16 protein-coding genes and 1 pseudogene are annotated in these 15,802 nt (G+C 45.7%); 6 read left to right on the top strand and 11 right to left on the bottom strand.

Annotated features, from left to right (window positions below):
- Positions 1–52: 52 nt before the first annotated feature.
- The 6 genes from KFE96_RS02090 to hrcA form a co-directional block, all read right to left on the bottom strand.
- A complete protein-coding gene (locus tag KFE96_RS02090; protein WP_247019548.1) occupies positions 53–244 on the bottom strand; it encodes a helix-turn-helix transcriptional regulator in 192 nt (63 codons plus the stop codon).
- Positions 241–624 (bottom strand): hypothetical protein, encoded by a 384-nt coding sequence (locus tag KFE96_RS02085; protein ID WP_247019557.1) that lies wholly within the window; start codon positions 622–624, stop codon positions 241–243. The genes KFE96_RS02090 and KFE96_RS02085 overlap by 4 nt, the downstream gene beginning before the upstream one ends.
- 9 nt (positions 625–633) lie before the next feature.
- On the bottom strand, positions 634–1,485 hold the full coding sequence (locus KFE96_RS02080; protein WP_255834365.1) for an alpha/beta fold hydrolase: 852 nt from the start codon (positions 1,483–1,485) through the stop codon (positions 634–636).
- A 165-nt stretch (positions 1,486–1,650) separates the two neighbouring features.
- Positions 1,651–3,027 carry an MATE family efflux transporter gene (locus KFE96_RS02075; protein WP_255834364.1) on the bottom strand — a complete coding sequence of 459 codons (1,377 nt, stop codon included), beginning with the start codon at positions 3,025–3,027 and terminating at the stop codon, positions 1,651–1,653.
- A gap of 241 nt (positions 3,028–3,268) precedes the next feature.
- A complete protein-coding gene (gene grpE, locus KFE96_RS02070; RefSeq protein WP_255834363.1) occupies positions 3,269–3,874 on the bottom strand; it encodes a nucleotide exchange factor GrpE in 606 nt (201 codons plus the stop codon).
- 20 nt (positions 3,875–3,894) lie between these two features.
- Positions 3,895–4,932: a heat-inducible transcriptional repressor HrcA gene (gene hrcA, locus KFE96_RS02065; protein WP_247019571.1), complete on the bottom strand. Its 1,038-nt coding sequence runs from the start codon at positions 4,930–4,932 to the stop codon at positions 3,895–3,897.
- Positions 4,933–5,092: 160 nt separating this feature from the next.
- On the opposite strand from hrcA, the gene rph reads away from it, so the two are divergent.
- The 3 genes and pseudogenes from rph (at position 5,093) to hemW (ending at position 7,600) form a co-directional block, all read left to right on the top strand.
- Positions 5,093–5,815, top strand: coding sequence for a ribonuclease PH (rph, locus tag KFE96_RS02060; protein ID WP_247019579.1), 723 nt, complete (start codon positions 5,093–5,095; stop codon positions 5,813–5,815).
- Between the two features lie 74 nt (positions 5,816–5,889).
- Positions 5,890–6,417 (top strand): annotated as a pseudogene (locus KFE96_RS02055) (non-canonical purine NTP pyrophosphatase); the annotation flags it as partial.
- A complete protein-coding gene (gene hemW / locus KFE96_RS02050; RefSeq protein ID WP_255834362.1) occupies positions 6,395–7,600 on the top strand; it encodes a radical SAM family heme chaperone HemW in 1,206 nt (401 codons plus the stop codon). The pseudogene KFE96_RS02055 and the gene hemW, both read left to right, overlap by 23 nt.
- Here hemW and KFE96_RS02045 read toward each other — a convergent pair whose 3' ends face one another.
- Positions 7,601–8,965 (bottom strand): penicillin-binding protein activator, encoded by a 1,365-nt coding sequence (locus KFE96_RS02045; protein ID WP_255834361.1) that lies wholly within the window; start codon positions 8,963–8,965, stop codon positions 7,601–7,603.
- Positions 8,966–9,073: 108 nt separating this feature from the next.
- Here KFE96_RS02045 and rsmI point away from each other — a divergent pair, with 108 nt between their 5' ends.
- Genes rsmI through gshB form a run of 3 tightly spaced genes read left to right on the top strand, consistent with a single transcriptional unit; the run spans position 9,074 to position 11,315 of the window.
- Positions 9,074–9,946 (top strand): 16S rRNA (cytidine(1402)-2'-O)-methyltransferase, encoded by an 873-nt coding sequence (gene rsmI / locus KFE96_RS02040; RefSeq protein ID WP_255834360.1) that lies wholly within the window; start codon positions 9,074–9,076, stop codon positions 9,944–9,946.
- A gap of 1 nt (position 9,947) precedes the next feature.
- Entirely contained in the window at positions 9,948–10,310 is a 363-nt protein-coding gene (locus KFE96_RS02035; RefSeq protein WP_255834359.1) for a YraN family protein, read from the top strand.
- A 57-nt stretch (positions 10,311–10,367) separates the two neighbouring features.
- Positions 10,368–11,315 carry a glutathione synthase gene (gene gshB / locus KFE96_RS02030; protein WP_255834358.1) on the top strand — a complete coding sequence of 316 codons (948 nt, stop codon included), beginning with the start codon at positions 10,368–10,370 and terminating at the stop codon, positions 11,313–11,315.
- A 73-nt stretch (positions 11,316–11,388) separates the two neighbouring features.
- On the opposite strand, the gene KFE96_RS02025 is transcribed toward gshB, so the two are convergent.
- The 4 genes from KFE96_RS02025 to mnmG are packed head-to-tail and all read right to left on the bottom strand — an operon-like array spanning position 11,389 to position 15,701.
- Entirely contained in the window at positions 11,389–12,312 is a 924-nt protein-coding gene (locus KFE96_RS02025; RefSeq protein WP_255834357.1) for a ParB/RepB/Spo0J family partition protein, read from the bottom strand.
- Positions 12,313–12,349: 37 nt separating this feature from the next.
- The gene (locus tag KFE96_RS02020; RefSeq protein WP_247019593.1) at positions 12,350–13,144 is read right to left on the bottom strand and encodes a ParA family protein; all 795 of its coding nucleotides are present in this window, start codon (positions 13,142–13,144) and stop codon (positions 12,350–12,352) included.
- Positions 13,145–13,192: 48 nt separating this feature from the next.
- Entirely contained in the window at positions 13,193–13,816 is a 624-nt protein-coding gene (gene rsmG / locus KFE96_RS02015; protein WP_255834356.1) for a 16S rRNA (guanine(527)-N(7))-methyltransferase RsmG, read from the bottom strand.
- Positions 13,817–13,829: 13 nt separating this feature from the next.
- Positions 13,830–15,701 (bottom strand): tRNA uridine-5-carboxymethylaminomethyl(34) synthesis enzyme MnmG, encoded by a 1,872-nt coding sequence (gene mnmG / locus KFE96_RS02010; protein ID WP_255834355.1) that lies wholly within the window; start codon positions 15,699–15,701, stop codon positions 13,830–13,832.
- Positions 15,702–15,802 lie beyond the last annotated feature (101 nt).

Below are 15,802 nucleotides of genomic sequence, written 5' to 3'. Positions count from 1 at the left end.
CAACCCGCAGAATATGCAGGCTGATTGTAATTATTTTGTGGAACTATAAGCCCTATTCAGGCTGAAAGATATCTTCAATTGCGCATTCAAAAATTCGGGCAAAACTGAAGGCAAGTGGCAAGCTGGGGTCATATTTTCCGCGTTCGATTGAATTAATCGTTTGCCGCGATACGCCAATTTTTTCTGCCAACACCTGTTGGCTCCAGTCTCTTTCAGCGCGTAAAACTTTTAAGCGGTTTTTCATTCGTATTTTCTCGCAACATAAGCCTGCGCCAGTCCCTGAACCCCCATCATCATTGGCATCACCCAAATGATAGGCAGTTTAGGGAACCCAATTCCTTCGAGAAAGCCATAGGCAAAAGTACTGAAACCCACAAGTAAAAAGCTGATCAGTGTCGCTTCCATAGCCTTCTTACGCTGAAGCTCATCCCAGCTTCTAGAGAACTCTAAAGCAGCTCGAAGAACCAGAAACACAGGGAACATCGGTAGAAGGGCCAAGATAATCTGCTGCCACTGTGGGAATTCGATTTGCTTCAGGGCGATATTTACTCCTATCAGGATAAAAGCATACGCCGAGAAAGCTAAAACCATTGATTTCATATATTTCTTTGCAGGTGTTGTCATGGTTTCCCCCTATTTTAGAAACGTTTCTAAAGCTGCTGTAAACACTTCTGGCTGATCAATCATAATGAAATGAAAGCTATCATCCACCATTTGCAGTGTGAAATTTTTAACGCCGCTATATTGGTCAGCATAAAAAGCCGTAAGTGCATCTTTTTTAAGAGGCATCTGCTCCGCCGTTGCCGCAAGCATAAGGACTTCTGCTTTTATTGTTGGCAAACTATCGCGGTAATCTGTTCCAAACGCTTCAGAGAAAGCGGTAGCGACTGTTGCCTGATCAGACGTTTCAGACCATTCCACAAGTGTTGGAATAAACTCAGGCGTGTTTGAGAGAATACGCAAACCCATTTTCTGCTGTTGGTCATATGCATCACGCGGCATATTCGTCATCGCTGTTTTCATATATCCAGCCTGTGTTTTAGCGGCATCTGGTGAAATACCAGCCACGAACAGACCAGCCATAAAGGGTGCGCTATCCACCACCACTACCTTTTCAATCATCTCAGGCGCAGCATTCGCAAGCATAAGAGACATCAATCCACCAATGGAATGGCCAACTACCTTTACATTTTCAGCATTGTTTTTCTTAAGTTCTGAGCGAACTTCTTCCACTGTTTTCTCAAGGAAACCATCAAGTTCTGCTCTTGGGGCAACGCCTGCAAACCCAGGTGCAGTTACCACAAAAATATTATGCGTTGCTTCAAACTGCTTCACCCACGGCTGCCAAAGCTCGCCGCTTGAAGCAAGCCCAGGAATGAAAACCAGAGTTTCACCACCTTTGTTTCCAAACTGTTCTATATCTGCCTTCGCCATATCTGAAATCATGCCGAAGGCAAGGAATGCAACAACCACTATTCTTATCATCAAGCATTTCATTATATGATCCTCCTGTCGTGACTACCTGTCATAATGTCTAGCTTGCTTTACATATAAGCACACACGACATTATGTCAAGTATATTTGTCATTATGTAAAATATCACGCTAAAATATGATAAACCCCACCATTGAGTGGGGTTTGTATTGATCACTAGAAATGTTGAAACACACCGAATTTCATATGATGTTTTCTGTTGGAAAGAAAAAGCACCCCCATAGTAAGTACCAAAAGGGCTACTTCCCCCATAGGTAAGGCATACCAAAGTCCTTTCGCTCCCCATACATTCACCGCTATGAATAAAAGAGGAACAGTAAACAGATAAGGTTTGGAAATGCCGAGTATGGCAGCTTTTCCTGCCTTCCCTATTGCCTGAAAGTACATGGCTATCATCATAAGGGGGCCAGAGATAAAAAAGGCACTGACCATAATAGGTAAAACCCGAGAAACTTCAGCTATCACTGATGCTTCACTAACAAATATTTCACCAATCTCTGCTGGGAAAAAGGTGAACAGTATCTGAATAGATACCCCATACAGGCCTGCTATTATCAATGCTGCTTTTAAACCTCGGTCACTTCTTTCCCAATTCCGGGCACCATAATTGGTCCCTACAATAGTTTGCATCGCCTGTGCCAAACCAAGCAGCGGAAAGAAAACAAATGTCATAACCCGGGTGATAATACCGTAAGCAGAAACAGTGGCGGTATAGCTATCTGAATGAATTCCCTGAAGAGCAAACAAGATCACTGCAGAAACCAAAGCCATTCCCATAAAATTCAGGCTTTGCGGAAGGCCTAGCCCTATTATTGCCTTCCAGCCAACAGCAAGCTTATTTCCGAATAAAACCACAGGACTAATTAGCTGTTCATCTTTCATTCGAAAGTAGAGAATAAGACACAGAGCTAATATTTGAGCGGTAACCGTTCCATAAGCCGATCCAGCAACGCCCCAGTCCATCTCAACAATAAAGATATAGTTAAACCCTATATTCAAAAGCGATACGGCCAAGCTTCCACCAGCCATTAACCCTAAACGTCCTTCATTTCTGAGAGCATCAGAATTCACCGATAGAAAAAACAATATCGGCGTGAAATAGACATTGATCCCTAGATAAAGGTGTGCTTGTTCTGCAATATGGCCATTCCCCGCAACAACAAAAGCTACAGCAAAGTCACCAAACATGTAAAAACTAGCTATCAGTGCCAAACTGATAAAAATTGCCAGTCCGTGAGCGGATGTAAAAACCTGTTCAGTCTCAGCTTTCTTACCACCGCCTAGGCTTCTTGCCAGTAAACTGGCCATACCTGAAGAAATAAGCACAGAAAGAGCAATGATCATCATATAGGCTGGAAAAACGGCCGTCACCGCTGCAAGTGCATCTGCACCAACATACCATCCAAGAAACATAGCATCTGCAACGGCTACCAAGCCGTTGAGTACCATCACGAATATAATGGGAATTGCCGTTTTGGCATAAAGAGCGCCCATTGGCCCTCTGGTGAAATCAACATTCAACGTTGAAGACATATTCTGTTCTCCACACGCATCAAACGCCTCATCAGGATAGGGCCCGCGTTGCCATCCTTTGCGCGATGCAAAGAAGAAAACAAAATAAATCAAAGATAGAACTTCACCGAAATATGCGGACGGCAGGTGTTCTATAACCAGTTCTTTAGCTAGGAAAGCCCCCGCTTTTTGTCAAGAAAACAAATAAAAAAGCCCCGCAGAAATACGAGGCTTTCTAAGCTATGTTATTGGCTGAAGTGCCTTAGGCTTCGGTATCCACCTTAGGAGCACCACCTTTAGCAACACCCACCATTGCAGGACGTAGGAGGCGATCTTTAATCACATAACCTGCTGCAACAACCTGCATTACAGAACCATTTGGATGATCTTCTGTTGGCACTTCGAACATAGCCTGGTGGAATTTATGATCGAACTTCTCACCAACTTCCGGCTCAATTTTCTTGATGCCGTATTTTTCCATGGTGTTCAGAAGCTCACGCTCTGTCATCGCCACGCCTTCAACGAAGGCTTTCATATCATCAGAAACTTCTTCCGGTTGGCTATCAAGCGCACGGCGCAGGTTATCGCCAACATTCAGCATATCACGAGCGAAGTTGGTTACAGCGTAAGCGCTGGCATCCTGCTTATCTTTATCAGCGCGGCGGCGTACATTTTCTGTTTCCGCAGCTGAGCGCAGCAGGCGATCTTTAAGATCAGCTACTTCGGCCTGAAGCTTGGCGATTTCTTCCGCGTCAGCACCATCAGCAAAATCAATCTTTTCATCATCTTCAACGATCTGCTCAGCAGCATCGATTTCTTCTTGGGTCAAGCCTTCGTCTGCAGCTTCTTGTTTTTGTTCGTCAGTCATCTCTAATACTCAGTTTAGCCTTACAAAAGGCGGCTTACCACTTGGGCGGTGTAATCAACCATCGGGACAATGCGTGCATAATTCAGCCGTGTCGGACCAATGACCCCAATCACACCAACAATTTTATTTGCACCGTTCATATAGGGAGAAACAACGACAGATGAACCCGAAAGGGAAAATAAATTATTCTCTGCCCCAATAAACAGGCGCACTCCGCCCCCGTCTTTGGCGAGTTCCATCAATTTGATCAAGTCTTTTTTACGTTCAAGCTCTTCAAAAAGGTGTTTTACCCGCTCCAGGTCATCCGCGGCCCCTACATTCTGCAGTAAATTGGATTGCCCGGATACAATAAGTGATGCCGGATGCTCTTCGCCACCCGCCCAAACAGCAAGTCCGCTTTCCACAATTCTGGACGTAAGCCCATCGAGTTCAGCCTGTCTGCTGGATAGCTCCAGCTGGATAGCAGCTTTCATTTCTTCAAGGCTTTTCCCCACGAGGCGGCTATTCAAATAATTACCTGCCTGCACAAGCGCAGATGGCGGCAAGCCGATAGGGAGATCAATAATCCTGTTTTCAACCGCGCCGTCTTCTGAAACAAGCACAACAAGCGCTCGGTTTGGCGCAATAGAGACAAACTCAATATGCTTCACTGCGAGCTCTTGCTTTGGCACCATCACAAGGGATGCACACTGGGAAAGGCCAGATAAAGCCTTTGAAGCCTCACCAAGTACATCTTCAACAGAGCGGCCTTCCTGTGCACACTTACCTTTAATAGATTCTCGTTCGTCTTTCGTGAGGTTACCCACTTCCATCAAACCATCTACAAACAAACGGAGACCAAGGTCTGTGGGGATACGGCCCGCTGAGGTATGTGGGGAAATAAGAAGCCCGGCTTCCTCAAGATCGGCCATAGTGTTTCTAATCGTTGCTGGCGAGACAGAAATACCTTCCGTGCGGCTAAGAGTGCGCGAACCAACCGGATCACCGGTATCCAGATAGGTTTCAACTATCTGCCGGAAAATGGTAATTGACCGTTCATTAAAACTGGAAAGCGACATAGAAAACCAAACCAATCTCTGCAAGCATCAGATGCCTATCCTAAAAAGCATATATAAGCGCGTCAATTAAGAGTTCCAGCCCTTCTATCCTTTGACGGGAAGCCCTTCTCACTGTAGAAGAAGCATCAATAAAAATTATCTCTTACTTGAAGGACAAGACATGCGACCAAGCGGACGTGCCGTTGATGAAATGCGCCAAATTGAAATGATCCCTGGATTTTCAAAACATGCGGAAGGCAGCTGCCTCGTAAAATTTGGTGATACGCATGTGTTGGTAACAGCAACCTTTGAAGAAAACACACCGCCATGGCTTAGAAACACTGGTAAAGGCTGGATCACAGCGGAATATGGTATGCTACCACGCTCCACGCACAGCCGTATGAATCGTGAAGCAGCCAAAGGCAAGCAAACAGGCCGGACACAGGAAATCCAGCGCCTTATTGGGCGTGCAATGCGTGCGGTTGTTAACCTTGAAGATCTCGGTGAAAAACAGGTTCGCATTGACTGTGATGTAATTCAGGCCGACGGCGGCACACGCACAGCCTCTATCTCAGGCGCGTATGTTGCTCTCCACCAGTGTCTTACATGGATGTATAACGAAGGCCATATGGCAAAGATGCCCCTGATTGACAGCATTGCTGCTATCAGCTGCGGAATTTATCAAGGTACGCCAGTACTTGATCTGGATTATGATGAAGATAGTGCTGCTGAAACAGACGCAAACTTCGTTCTGACGGGTAAAGGTGGTATCGTGGAAATTCAGGGTACTGCGGAAGAAGAGCCATTCAGTGAAGAAGAATTCCTCCGTCTCCTAAGGCTTGCGCGTATGGGCTGTGACACCATTGGTAAAGCTCAGCAAGAAGCGATTAAGGAATACACCTAATGGCCCGCAAGTTTGATGGTAACAAACTGATCATCGCCAGCCATAACCAAGGCAAAGTACGCGAAATTGGGGAGCTTCTTGCTCCCTTCGGCGTGGAAACTATTTCTGCGGGCGAACTAGATTTACCAGAACCAGTAGAAGATGGTCTTACTTTTATTGCAAACGCTGAAATTAAGGCACTGGCCGCAGCAACAGCTGCGGGCATCCCTGCTCTTGCTGACGATAGTGGCCTTGAAGTAGCAGCTCTTGGCGGTGAACCAGGTATTTACAGTGCTCGCTGGGCTGGGCCATCAAAAGATTTCAACGTAGCAATGGCTGCGGTAAATGAAAAAATGGGTGATGCGAAAGACCGTACAGCAAACTTCACATGTGCCCTAACGCTTGCATGGCCTGATGGTCACATGGAAAGCTTTGAAGGCAAAGTATTTGGTGAACTAACCTGGCCAATGCGCGGCGATAAAGGATTTGGTTATGATCCAATATTTGTTCCAAATGGCCGCACAGAAACATTTGCGGAAATTGAGCCTGCAGAAAAACACGCTATGAGCCACCGTGCAGATGCGTTCAAACAGTTAATCAATGCCTGCTTTGACACCAAATAACCTGCCCGCCCATAAGGGTAGTGATTACAAAGGGCCAGCTGCCGTTTATGTGCACTGGCCTTTTTGCCTGAAAAAATGCCCTTACTGTGATTTCAATAGCCACGTACGTGATCATGTTTCACATGAAACATGGCGAAATGCCCTCGTGCAGGAAATTGAAACCATGGCAACAAAGTTTCCAAACCTTTCTGCCAAATCAATTTTCTTTGGTGGCGGCACACCAAGCCTGATGGAGCCAGAAACAGTATATGCTGTTATTGAAACCATTCAAAAACACTGGGCGCCAAACCGAGAAATTGAAATAACGTTGGAAGCAAACCCTTCAAGCGTAGAGGCTTCAAGATTTCAAGCTTACAAACAAGCTGGTGTAAACAGGCTTTCTGTTGGCATTCAATCACTTAGAGATGATGCTTTAAAGTTTCTTGGCAGATTACATAATGCTGGCGAAGCCCTAAAAGCTCTAGAAGTTGCTCGAAACAACTTTAATAGAGTTAGTTTTGATTTAATCTATGCCAGACCTCAGCAAAGCCCTACAGACTGGGAAACCGAACTTAAAGAAGCCTTGGCCTTTGATCCTACCCATCTATCGCTCTACCAGCTAACGATTGAAGAAGGCACAGCCTTCTACCACCAGTTCCACAGGGGTAAGTTTACCCTGCCTGATGAAGACGAAGCGGCAGAACTGTATGATCTCACGCAACAACTAACCGAAGCCAAAGGCCTACCCGCCTACGAAACATCCAACCACGCAGCTGCAGGCGAGGAATCCCAGCATAATCTTTGTTACTGGCAAGGGGATTATTATGTAGGTATTGGTCCAGGTGCTCACGGCAGACTTCCTGCGCAGGACCACGGTTCCGCATATGCGCACGCGCAAATCAAACGCCCTGAGGACTGGATGAGAGCTGTTGAAGCAAACGGCACAGGCCTCGAAACCCTGGAATATGTGGATGCTGAAGACAGGGCTGTGGAAGCACTGATGATGGGGCTACGCCTAAGGGACGGTGTTGATATAGCAACTTGGGAACAAAGGTTTGGGTATTCTACAAACCAGATCATCAATAATACAGAACTATCAAACATGAAAACTGATGGTTTTATCACTGATAGAACCGATAAACTGCAGTTATCAGTTAAAGGGCGACCCCTGTTAAATTACATACTGCAAAAGCTTGTAATCTGATTAGCGGCTGAGCGCGAAGCCAAAACTCGGGAAAGCTTCAGGGGCAGGATCAATCACTTTAAACCCGCGCCGGTTTACTTCAAGAACCGCAAGTGTGCGTTCAATCGTACCGTCAGGCAAAAAGCGGAACAAACCATCAACTCCCATAAAACCCGTTTCACTGGTTAATATATCAGCGGAAAAACGATCTTTTACTGAGTTTACATCCATATCTTCCCTGATCAGGAAAGAAACAAGCGACATAGCATCATACGCGAGCGTAGCGATACGTGGTGGTGCTTCACCGTAAGCTTCTTCAAAACGCGCCATAAAAGATAATGGTGCTTCCGGTTGAGGACCAGCAAACCAAGCACCTTGAAGAGGAGGTTCCCTAAGGAGGCTTTCATCGCTCCAAAGGCCTGTACCAAGAAGCTTAATTTTGTTTGGGTCTACCTCATAAAAAGGCAGGAGTGGTGCGAGGTTTTTAAGAAGATCTCCACCTTCCGGCAGCAAGATAGCTTCATATTCTACATCTTCGAGAACTTCACTTTTCTCAATATCGTCAGCTATTTCATCTGTAAGATCATCACTAAGGGAGCGTAGAAAACGGATTTCATCGCGGCGGTTTTTCCGGCGCTCATCGTAGCTTGCAATACGCTTCACTGGGTCTTCCAAAGCTTCCATATCAGGAGGATAGCTTTCAATGGCGAGGATATCAGCACCGGCTGAACTTACTGTTTCCCCGAAGATAGCCTGCACCCGGTTCCCATACCTGCCTTGCGGCACAAGCGCTGCATATTTCCGCATCCCGCTTTGGTACGCATAATTTAGCACCCGTTTTACTTCGGTTTCAGGCATAAAACCCATGATGAAACGGCCCTCTTTCGCCACACCACTATCATTTGAAAAACCAATGAGAGTGATACCGTGAGGTGCAAGCACATCCCCTGCTGCTTCAACATTACTGGCAAGAAGAGGTCCAATAACCACAGAAACACCAGCTTCCACAGCCTGTTCTGCAACTATTTTTGTTTGTGCGTAATCCGCCTGCGTATCAAACGGCAGAAGCTTTACACTTGGGTTATATGCATCAAACAGCGCCATTGTGGCGGCGCGTAGAAGAGCTTTTCCTGTTTCTCCTTCGGAACCAGAAAGAGGTAGCATTATACCAATGATAATATCTTCTTCAGCTTCAACTTGAAGTGTACCCACAGTCGTTTCATCAGGAAGTATGTTTTCCTGTGCTGCATCAGAAGGCTGTTCTATATCAGGGGCAGTTGTCCGCGTTACAGGTGCAGGCGTTTCACCTCCACATGAGGCCAAAAACAAACTTAGTGTGATAGCAATCATCACTTTCAGCTTTGATTTTTGAATGCCTTCCAGCATAACTGCCCTTCTTAAACAATCGGTACCGCGTATGTGGAACCTACTCAAAATTTGTGTTGCTGTAAAATACTGCTACAGTTTTTTAAAGTATTAATTTGGATCAAGAAGATGGCTGAAATCAGGTCAGGGCAAAAAATATCTGCTGGGCTTTATATTGTTGCTACGCCTATTGGCAATTTAGGTGATGTAAGCAAACGAGCTAATGAGATTTTATCAGGGGTGGATTATATTGCCTGCGAAGATACCAGGGTTACAGCCAAGCTCCTGTCAGCTCTTCTTCTTAAGAAACCTCTTATTCAATATCATGAACATAACGGCGAGATTCAGCGACCAAAAATTCTTGGTAAAATCGCTGAAGGGGCATCAGTAGCTTTGGTTTCTGATGCGGGTACACCATTGATTTCAGATCCAGGCTATAAACTTGTAGATGAAGCCCGCGAAGCGGGTCACCGGGTAACTGCAATCCCGGGCCCTTGTGCACTCGTTACTGCTCTTTCACTCGCAGGGCTACCAACAGACCGTTTTATGTTTATGGGGTTTCCTCCCAATAAAACCAAAGCCAGAACTGAATGGTTCGAGGCTGAAAAAAATACAAAAGCCAGCCTTATTTTTTATGAGAGTGCAAAACGCCTACCTGCGTGCCTTGAAGATGCCGCTTCAGTTCTTGAAGGCCGGAAAGTGGCTGTTTGTCGCGAACTCACCAAGAAATTCGAAGAAGTTGTTAGAGGCAACTTAAATGATATAGCTACTCACTACGCTGAAAGTGGCCCACCAAAGGGTGAAGTAGTGGTTATTCTAAGTGCACCAGATAAAGGAACAATCAAGCAAACTGGCAACGTGGAAGCAGATACTGATAAACTGCTTGAAAAAGCCCTTACCTATATGCGGGTGAAAGATGCTGCCAGCTTCGTTTCTGATTTAACAGGCATAAAGAAGAAAGAACTGTATAATAGAGCCTTGGAGCTTTCAGGGAAAAACTAGTTTGACGACAGAACGCCAAAAAAGCGAAGCCAGAGGCCGAAAGGCCGAAAAAATTGCAGCCAACTGGTTGCGCCTTAAAGGATATACTATCCTTGAAGAACGGTTTCGCTCAAAGCGCGGAGAGATAGATATCATCTGCAAGCGCGGTTCTGAAATCCTGATTGTTGAAGTAAAAGCCCACAAAACCCGGGAAAATAGCCTCTATGCAGTAACACCTCGCCAGCAACAGCGAATAGTTCATGCCACTGAAGACTGGCTCAAAACCCAATCTTTTGAAAAATATTCACTTAGGTTTGATGTAATAGCCATTGCACCAAAGCGCCTTCCGGCCCATATCAAGGATGCGTGGCGGCCGGGCTTTTAGTATTATCTGGCTAAGTCTCAATAATTAAATATGTTTCCAGCAAGTAAGGATTAAATTATGGCAACACAGCGCAAGGTCGCATTCCAGATGGACCCTATGGAAACTGTGAATATAAGTGGCGACAGCACCTTTGTTCTGATGCTGGAAGCACAGGCCCGCGGCTATGAGCTTTGGCACTATCTGGCTGAAGACCTGAGTTACCGCGAAGGTGTGGTATATGCGGAAGCACGCCCTGTTACAGTGCGCCGTGAAGAAGGCAATCATTTTACGTTTGGCGAACCAGCTTGCATTAAGATTGCGGATATGGACGTGGTTTGGATGCGTCAGGACCCACCATTTGATATGGCCTATATTACTGCCACTCACCTTCTGGAGCTTGTTGCTGATGAAACGCTGGTGGTAAATAACCCCGCTGAAGTAAGAAACGCGCCAGAGAAGCTTTTTGTTACTAAATTTATAGACTTAATGCCGCCTACCCTTATCACCCGCCGTGAAGACGAAGTGAAGAAATTCCGTGCTGATTTTGGTGAGATCATCGTAAAGCCACTGTACGGCAATGGCGGTGCTGGGGTATTCCACCTGAAGGAAGGTGACAGCAACCTTGGCAGCCTTATGGAAATGTTCCTGGCTTCAAGCCGTGAACCTGTGATGGTGCAGCAGTTCCTGCCTGATGTGGTTAAGGGCGATAAACGCATTATCCTCGTGGATGGCGAAGCCGTTGGCGCTATTAACCGTGTGCCAGCAAAGGGCGAGATTCGTTCAAACCTTGTAGCAGGTGGTTCCGCTGAGAAATCAGGACTTACAGAGCGCGAAGTGGAGATTTGCGAACGATTAAAGCCTGAGCTTAAAAGCCGCGGCCTTACCTTTGTAGGCATTGATGTAATCGGTGATTGGCTCACCGAGATTAATGTAACCTCCCCTACAGGCCTTCAGTCAGTAAACCAATTTGATGGTGTAAGCCTTGAAGCAGTAATCTGGGATGTTCTGGAAGAAAAGCTGAATTAACTACTTCATACAATATCCAATAAAAAAGGCTGTGAATTATATCACAGCCTTTTTCTTTAATATATTCAGATACTTAAAATCCACAAACACCTAGTTTACTGCAAAGTTCATCAAGCTTTTCAAGGTCTTCATAAGCGATAACTACCTTACCGGCCTCGCCTTCATGCTCGATGGATACTTTCATGCCAACCGCTGCTGTAAGATCTTTCTCAAGCGCGATAGTATCCGCATCTTTCTTCTTGGCTGAACCAGTACCACCAGGGCGTGGTTGACGCTTCTGTTTACCTTTGCTTTCGTTAGCTAAAGCTTCTGTCTGGCGTACGCTAAGCCCTTCTTTCACCACCCGTTTTGCCAGTTCAAGCGGATCGCTACTACCAATCAGCGTACGGGCATGCCCCATAGAGAGGTCCCCGCGAGCTACCATCTGCTGTACTTCTTCAGGCAGTGTTAAGAGGCGAAGAAGGTTAGTTACATGGCTACGGCTTTTACCAACCACCTCTGCAACCGCTTCCTGCGTATGCTTGAACTCCTCCATCAGGCGCTTATAGCCGATGGCTTCTTCAATAGCAGTCAGATCCTGGCGCTGAATATTCTCTATTATAGCAATTTCAAGAACTTCAGTATCGCTAAGTTCTTTCACCACTACTGGTACTTCATGAATACCCGCACGCTGTGATGCACGCCAGCGGCGCTCACCCGCAACGATTTGGAATTTCTCAGGACCTAGTTCACGAACAAGAATTGGCTGTAACAGCCCCTTTTCTTTAATAGAAGCTGAAAGCTCATTAAGTGCCTCTTCATCAAAATGCACACGCGGCTGGGCAGCATTTCTTTCAAGGAACTCGATAGGCAAACGGCGACGGCCACTAGGCGCGCCATCAGAACCTGTACCATCCTGAACAGCAGTTTTTTCTGAAACTGTATTTAATGCTGGTCTATCATCTGCCAGAAGTGCTGAAAGCCCTCTTCCCAGCCCTTTACGAGCATTTTTTGCCATTATATAAACCCTAACTAATTGTTTTTATTTAATTATTTTAAGCAGCTATCTTGCTGCCGCGCCCAAGTACTTCTCGTGCCAATTCAATATAAGCTCGGCTGCCCGTACAGCGATGATCATAAAGAATTGCTGGTTTACCGAAGCTCGGAGCCTCTGAAATTCTTACATTCCGCGGGATCACAGTTTGATAAACCTTATCCCCTAGATATGCACGAACATCTTCTGCCACTTGTTCTGACAAATTATTCCGTTTGTCAAACATCGTGAGTACCACACCATTAATTTCCAGCTCTGGGTTCAAGCTGGCTTTAACTTGCTCAATAGTTTTTAGAAGAAGACTAAGGCCTTCAAGTGCAAAAAACTCACACTGAAGCGGGACAAGCACACTATCTGCTGAAACCAAGGCATTAATGGTGAGAAGCGAGAGAGATGGCGGGCAATCTATGAGAATATAATCATATTCATCATAAGCAGATGCCTTCTCAAATGCTTGTTTTAGGCGGAAATTACGCTGAGGAAGCTCTGCTAGTTCAAGGTCAGCACCAGAAAGATCAACGGTAGAAGGAATAATAGAAAGTCCTGGCACTTCTGTTTCAAGAACAGCATCACCAAGCGGTGCTGCTCCAAGTACGACGTCATACGAAGTAATTTCACGGGCTCCGCGATCAATGCCAAAGCCTGTGCTGGCGTTCCCTTGAGGATCTAAATCCAGAATAAGCACACGCTTTTTCACTGCAGCCATAGCAGTGGCTAAATTAATCGTTGTTGTTGTTTTGCCAACCCCACCCTTTTGGTTAGCAACAGCAATAATATGAGCTTGCCCGTTAGACATTCCAGAAAACTCCCCCGTTTTGCCAATAAAGGCAATTTTTACATACTGTTACAGCTGTTTTATGTTGCTTAGCCTTAAGATGACCCCGCTCGGGTCTGATAGGCTATCAAAGCGGTTGATATCCATCTTCCAATAAGCTTGAGCTTCGGTCAATTCCTCTTCTGCAGTTTCTCCCTTCAGAAGCCACATTTCTACATTTTCTTTGAGGAAAGGTTTTGCCCAATTCATCAGCTGAAGCACACGAGCGCACGCTCTGGAGGTAACAATATCAACCTCAAACGGCTCTAGTTCTTCGATACGAACGTTGTGAATCTGCGCGTTTGCGGATGTTTCACGTGAAACCTGACGCATAAAAATACACTTACGGCCGACAGATTCCACCATATGAGCTTCACCAATTCCCATGCTTGCAAGAACAAGTGCCGGGAAGCCGGCTCCTGAACCAATATCAAGCATTTTGATCTGCTTTTCACCGAATCGCTCCTTAAGAAGTGGTGCCATTTGTGCCGAATCGAGAAAATGACGTCTCCAGATATCGTCGAGAGTACTGTTAGAGACCAGATTTTTAGCTTTCTGCCATTTAACTAATAGGTCACCGTAGACTTTAATTTTATCCAGTGTTTCACGTGAAACATCTAAATCACGCTCAAGATCAGAAAAGCTGTAAGACATAAATTTCTCGATATTACGCAGCAGAACGTTTTTTGATATGACCAAGAAGAAGAGTAAGCGCTGCTGGTGTAACCCCTGCTATACGAGCAGCTGCTCCAAGCGTTGCCGGTCGTGCTTCTTTAAACTTCTCCTGCATCTCATTGGAAAGTCCGGGAATATCGGCGAAATCTAGGTCTTCAGGAATGACCTTTTCTTCATCTTTCCTGAAAGCAGCAATATCCTGTTCCTGGCGCTCGAGGTAACCCTGATACATCGCATCTATTTCGAGTTGTTCTGAAATTTTAGTATCAACAACAGAAAGCTCATCAGGCCAGATATCTTTCAGGCGTGCAAAATTAATTGTGCTAAAACCAAGCAACACCATTCCGTCACGACGAACACCATCTTGCTTAATCTTCAAACCGGCCTTTTCTGCTTCATTCGGCGTAAGGCTCAAAGATTTCAAAATTTCTTTAGCTTCAGCAAGAGCTTGCTTCTTTTTGTTAAAGGATTGCTTACGCTCTTCTTTTACAAGGCCAACCTCTATCCCTTTATCTGTCAGGCGTTGATCAGCATTATCAGCACGAAGAAGAAGGCGGTATTCAGCCCGTGATGTAAACATACGGTAAGGTTCACGCGTTCCCTGAGTTACCAAATCGTCAAGCATTACACCTATATAGGCATCCGCCCGGTCTAATACAAAAGGAGTTTCTTCACCTAAAGCTTTAAGAGCAGCATTTGTGCCGGCCATCAATCCTTGTGCACCTGCCTCTTCATAACCAGTGGTGCCATTGATTTGACCAGCTAGATACAGCTGACTTGCGCGGTGTGTTTCAAGTGTTACTTTAAGTTCGCGCGGATCAATAAAATCATATTCAATAGCGTAACCAGGCTGAATAATCTCTGCATTCTCTAGGCCAGGAATAGAAGCTATTAAATCCTTTTGTACCTCTTCAGGCAAGCTGGTGGAAATACCATTAGGATACACCGTATGGTCATCTAGTCCTTCAGGTTCAAGGAATATCTGGTGGCTATCTTTATCTGCAAAGCGGACGATTTTATCTTCAATAGAAGGGCAATAGCGCGGTCCCTTACTATCAATTTTCCCGCTATACATAGGTGCCCGGTGCAGGTTATCACGGATAATTTTGTGAGTACTAGCCGTGGTACGTGTTAGGTAACAGCTGATCTGCGGCACGGTAACCTTCTCAGTAAGGAAAGAAAACGGCACAGGATCTTCATCACTTGGCTGCTCAATACACTGGTCCCAATCAATAGTACGACCATCAAGACGCGCAGGTGTTCCGGTTTTAAGACGCCCAAGATCAAACCCTATATCCATAAGGGTATCAGAAAGGCCAAGAGCGGGAGCTTCACCCACCCTGCCCGCTGGTGTTGTTTTTTCACCAATATGAATAAGACCACGCAGGAAAGTTCCTGTAGTAATTACAACGGCTTTTGCGGATAGCTTAGTGCCATCCATCAACACCACACCTTCGACAACAGGTTTATCGCCATCACGGTTTACGATCAGGTCTTCAACGCCGCCAGCAACCAATGAAAGATTTTCATAGTCATTCAGAATTGCCTGCATGGCATTGCGGTAAAGCTTGCGGTCAGACTGTGCACGAGGACCTTGCACAGCAGGCCCTTTTTTACGGTTTAGAAGCCGGTACTGAATACCAGCACTATCGGCAACAAGCCCCATCAAACCATCAAGTGCATCAATCTCACGCACCAGATGGCCCTTACCCAAACCACCAATCGCGGGGTTACAAGACATCTCACCAATGGTTTCAAGCTTATGGGTAACCAGCGCAGTTTTAGCACCAACACGCGCAGAGGCAGCTGCTGCTTCACAGCCAGCATGCCCACCACCCACAACAATTACATCAAAATCAGTCATTCAATTCACCAATGGCAAAACATCAAGACGTGCATACGGCACACCAAAACAGGCGCTGGGTATAATAAGAAATAAGGGTTAAGTCAAAGCTAAGCTGCTAT

The organism is Kordiimonas sp. SCSIO 12603, from assembly GCF_024398035.1.
In the GTDB taxonomy this organism is placed as follows: Bacteria; Pseudomonadota; Alphaproteobacteria; order Sphingomonadales; family Kordiimonadaceae; genus Kordiimonas.
This window is presented reverse-complemented; position numbering and strand designations above follow the sequence as displayed.